The sequence below is a fragment of the uncultured Veillonella sp. genome, assembly GCF_938010505.1.
In the GTDB taxonomy this organism is placed as follows: Bacteria; Bacillota; Negativicutes; order Veillonellales; family Veillonellaceae; genus Veillonella.
On the sequence record NZ_CALLVP010000086.1, the window covers coordinates 1 to 4,545 of the forward strand.

Sequence of the window (4,545 nt, forward strand, 5' to 3'; positions counted from 1 at the left end):
GACTCTAGTTCAGTATTTTTCTTTGTCATACTGGCCTCTTTCAAAAAAAGCACTTGTCCCTATATATAATTACATAGACGACAAGTGCTTACAGTGCAAATGTTACGATATATGGGGAATAAGATTCCATGAAAAGATCTAGCCCCAATACATATCAATGAGTATTAGGCACGTTCGATGTATTGTCCTGTACGAGTATCAATACGAAGTACATCATCTACTTCAATGAAGAGAGGTACTTTTACAGTGTAGCCTGTTTCTAATACAGCTGGTTTGTTACCACCAGTTGCAGTATCGCCACGGATGCCAGGATCTGTTTCAACTACGCGAAGCTCAACAGCTACAGGCAAGTCAAGACCGATTACGATACCTTGGAAGAACATGATAGAAACTTCCATATTTTCAAGAAGGAAGTTTTTAGCATCACCTAATTGTTCAAGGGTAAGTTCAACTTGGTCGTAAGTTTCGTTATCCATGAATGTATAAGCGCCATCAGATTCGTATAAGTATTGCATACGACGACGATCAACATGTGCTTTTGGCACTTTTTCACCTGCATTGAATGTACGCTCTACTACGGAACCAGTTTGCAAGTTTTTCATTTTAGTACGTACGAATGCAGCACCTTTACCTGGTTTAACGTGTTGGAAATCAACTACTTGCCATACATTACCGTCGATTTCAACGGTTACACCTGGGCGAAAATCATTACTGGAAATCATCTAACTCTTCTCCTTCTAAATACTTAGTTCAATTAACTCTTTTGGACTGTGTGTCAACACCTCATAGCCGTCAGATTTGACGATGACACTATCCTCTATTCTCAATCCGATAGTACCGGTAATATAAATTCCAGGCTCTACCGTAATGATCATATTTTCTGTAAATACCGTATCGGATTTAGTATTAGCTACTGGTTCTTCGTGAATTTCAAGACCTAAGCCATGACCAGTACCATGATTAAATTCCTTGGTATATCCATATTCTTTAATATAATCACGACAAATTGCATCTAATTCTTTACCAGTAATACCAGCTCGAACAGCTGCAACGCCGCGTTTTTGTGCTTCTAAAACTATACTATACAGCTTTTTTTGTAATTCTGATGCAGGACCCATTACAATAGTTCTCGTCATATCAGAATGATAACCTTTGTAAACAGAACCAAAATCTATGGTTACAAAATCGCCTACTTCAATAACCTTGTCACTAGCTACACCATGAGGCATACTAGAGCGATTCCCAGAAGCAATTATTGTGGCAAAGGAAGGTTCCTCAGAGCCACGTTTCAACATTTCCGTTTCTAAAATGATGCGAACTTCATTTTCTGTCATCCCCACCTTAAGTTGTGGTAGCAATGCAGCAAAGGAATCATCACCAATTTTAGCAGCTATACGTAATAACTCTAATTCATCTTCTCGTTTTACAGCACGTAACTTAGCAAAATTGATAGATGTAAAGTTAAAGTTATCATCTAATGTATCACACAAGGACTCATAGGTATCAACAGGCATTTGTTTGCCTTCTACACCGAATAAGCCTTCGTGAATATGATGTTCATTGAATATATCTACAAGAGTATCCATAACAGTTGTTTCATATTGAATAACTGTGTACCCTTCACATTGTTTTGTTGCCTGTTCAGTATATCTGAAATCGGTAATCATAAAGGCTTTATCTTGTGTAATAATAGCAAAGCCTGTAGTACCAGTAAAACCTGCAAAATAATGTAAATTTATAGGGCTTATCAAAATGACGCCTGTTAATTCTTGCTCTTTAATATACTGTTGTAGCAGATCTAATCCATTCATAATCTTGCTCCTAGTCTATAAAGTACAATTAATCTTACCATAAAATGCCTATATTGAATAGAATTTTATGCTATTTTTTAAAGCCCTCTATCTGTTCAACGGTCAAGTCCATTACAGAACCAACCTCTTCAATACCAGTTAAATCAACATGACCTATCGTAAGACGTTTTAAATACGTTACAGTACCACCTGCAGCTCCAATCATGCGCTTAACTTGATGATACTTGCCTTCTTCAATCGTTATATGTGCTGAGTGTAAAGATAAAGATTCGATTTCTGCAGGTTTACATTGCGTACCATCTCCAAGAAGAATCCCCTCTTTAATACGTTGTATACCTTCATTAGATAGTTCTCCATCAAATTCCACGTAATAGACCTTAGGCACATGTTTATTACCATTGATGATAGAGTGTCCCCATACACCATCATTAGTTAATAATAAAAGTCCTTCAGTATCCTTGTCTAATCTACCTACGGGAACTACTCCCATTTTTATGAATTCTGGAGGAAGTAAATCCATAACAACGGGGTGACTAGAATCTTCTACCGCTGTAACATAGCCCTTTGGCTTATGAAATTTTACATAATATAGTTGAGTAGTACTAACAACCTTACCGTCAACAGCAACTATATCAACATCAATATCAATGTGAGTATCTTTTTTCGTTGTTATACTACCATTGATGGTAACCCTTCTATCCTTTATGATTTGATGGACTTCTTTTCGACTACCATAGGCTTTATTGGCTAATAATTTATCTAGTCGCATTATGCATGACCTTGTAATACATCTACATGCGCTGTATCATTGAGCAAGTTTAAAATATTATGATCAAATTCTCCCATACCATTGTAGAAAATACGATTAATTGCTGTATTACCTTGACTAAAATTCCAACAATGACTAATGGAAATATCTAATAATTTACACAATAATGTTCGTATAGTTCCACCGTGACAAGCAATGAGAAGTGTCTCATCCTCATCATTAACATTGATGAATTCCTCTAATCCTGACCAGGCCCGCTCCTGTAAATCTTTAAAGCTTTCACCATTAGGAACATTAACTAGATGTGGTCGCAAATACATTTCATCTATTAAACCAGGCCACCGAGCTTCAATGTCAGAAAATAACATAGCCTCCCAATCCCCAAAATTAAGCTCTCGTAAGCGTTTATCTACTGTTATAGGTGTAGTACGTTCACCGCGAATAACTTCAGCTGTAACTAAAGCACGACTCAAATCACTAGATAATATGCGATCAAACTTAACATCTTTAAGAACCTGACTACATGCCTTTGCTTGATTTAAACCATTTTCATTAAGTGGAACATCTGTGATACCTTGGTATTTTCCCATTTTGTTCCAATCGGTTTCACCATGGCGCACAATATACAATGTCTTCATAGTCTTCCTATACTTTCAAAATATCAGTTAGTTTCTCTACTAACCTAGTATTAGTATCATGATCTTTAATTGCAACGCGAACCCACTGATTATTTAACCCCATATAGGAATCACAGTTGCGAACAATCATATTATGTTTTTTAAGTGCTTCATTAATCGACTCTGCCGTTATTCCTTCTTGATCAATGTGGAACAAAATAAAATTAGCTGAAGGCGGATAAACAGTAATGCTTGCTATAGCATCTAATGAGCTATACATAAAACCTTGCTCTTCATGTAATACTTGTTTTGTTCGTTTCACATACTCTACATCATTCAAAGCCGCCTCTGTATAAGCTTGAGCTAATGTGTTAACAGACCATGTAGGAATAAAACTATTTATTTGTTCAATAATAAGAGGATCGCTGAAAGCAGCGCCGATTCGTAGACCTGGCACTGCATAAAATTTTGTAAAAGAATGAACTACAATAATATTATCAAATTCATTGACTAAGGAGCGCATGGAGTATTCATTATCTTGTAAGGTGTCGTTCCCAACAAAGTCGATAAAGGACTCATCAATGATAAGTAAACTATTAGTATCTTTTAACATACTTGCTAACATACGAATATGATTTTTATCGAGTAATGTGCCATCTGGATTATTTGGATTCGCTAAAAATACGATAATCCGACCATCTTGTCCCTTTAGTTCAGCTGCAAAAGTTTCTAAGGCTAAATAAGGAACTTCAAAATAAGGTTTTCCACTTTCGTCTTCCCGTGGTCGATAATAAATATCGCGTACAGGAATTTTACTTGCTTCTAAAGCTGCTTTATATTCAGAAAATCCTGGTGCAGGTACGAAAGCTCCCGTAAAGCCAGGTAAACGACAAATCGCATATAATAGCTCTGCCGCTCCATTACCAACTACAATTTGATCTTTATTCATACCATAGATATCAGCAATGGCATTTAATACATCATCATTTGTAGCATCAGGATAATGTGAAATATAACGCAATTGAGATTCTAATGCAGACAAGCCACGTTGGCTAGGCCCAAGTGGATTGATATTGGCACTAAAATCGATAACTTCGTATGGTTCAATTCGTTGTTCATGGGCAAACTGAAAGATATTGCCCCCATGTATTTTAGACATATAATTCTCTTTCTATGAAATACTTTATCGTTTGATATAAGTTAATCCTTCATTCGTAGTTTCAACTGTATCTACATAGGATAATTGTGGCAACTTGCGTGTAATTTCATTCTTACAATCATCAATACGACCATAATCAACGGGGAATAATAGTCCCATAATAGTTCCACTATGAGCGATGATTGTTCC

General features: G+C 36.3%; 5 protein-coding genes and 1 pseudogene. All 6 read right to left on the reverse strand.

All coding sequences use genetic code 11. The features are described from left to right. Positions 1-164: 164 nt before the first annotated feature. A complete protein-coding gene (gene efp / locus Q0507_RS05220) occupies positions 165-722 on the reverse strand; it encodes an elongation factor P (RefSeq protein ID WP_077708408.1) in 558 nt (185 codons plus the stop codon). A gap of 15 nt (positions 723-737) precedes the next feature. Continuing rightward, positions 738-1,811, reverse strand: a complete 1,074-nt coding sequence (locus Q0507_RS05225) for a Xaa-Pro peptidase family protein (RefSeq protein ID WP_298713406.1) — start codon at positions 1,809-1,811, stop codon at positions 738-740. 70 nt (positions 1,812-1,881) lie between these two features. Beyond that, on the reverse strand, positions 1,882-2,580 hold the full coding sequence (locus tag Q0507_RS05230; RefSeq protein WP_298713409.1) for a pseudouridine synthase: 699 nt from the start codon (positions 2,578-2,580) through the stop codon (positions 1,882-1,884). Beyond that, positions 2,580-3,218 (reverse strand): alpha-ribazole phosphatase, encoded by a 639-nt coding sequence (gene cobC, locus Q0507_RS05235; protein WP_298713412.1) that lies wholly within the window; start codon positions 3,216-3,218, stop codon positions 2,580-2,582. Before cobC ends, Q0507_RS05230 begins: the two co-directional genes overlap by 1 nt. Positions 3,219-3,225: 7 nt before the next feature. Beyond that, positions 3,226-4,356: a histidinol-phosphate transaminase gene (locus Q0507_RS05240; RefSeq protein ID WP_298713415.1), complete on the reverse strand. Its 1,131-nt coding sequence runs from the start codon at positions 4,354-4,356 to the stop codon at positions 3,226-3,228. A 24-nt stretch (positions 4,357-4,380) separates the two neighbouring features. Then, a pseudogene (locus Q0507_RS09760) lies at positions 4,381-4,545 on the reverse strand (GHMP kinase); the annotation flags it as partial.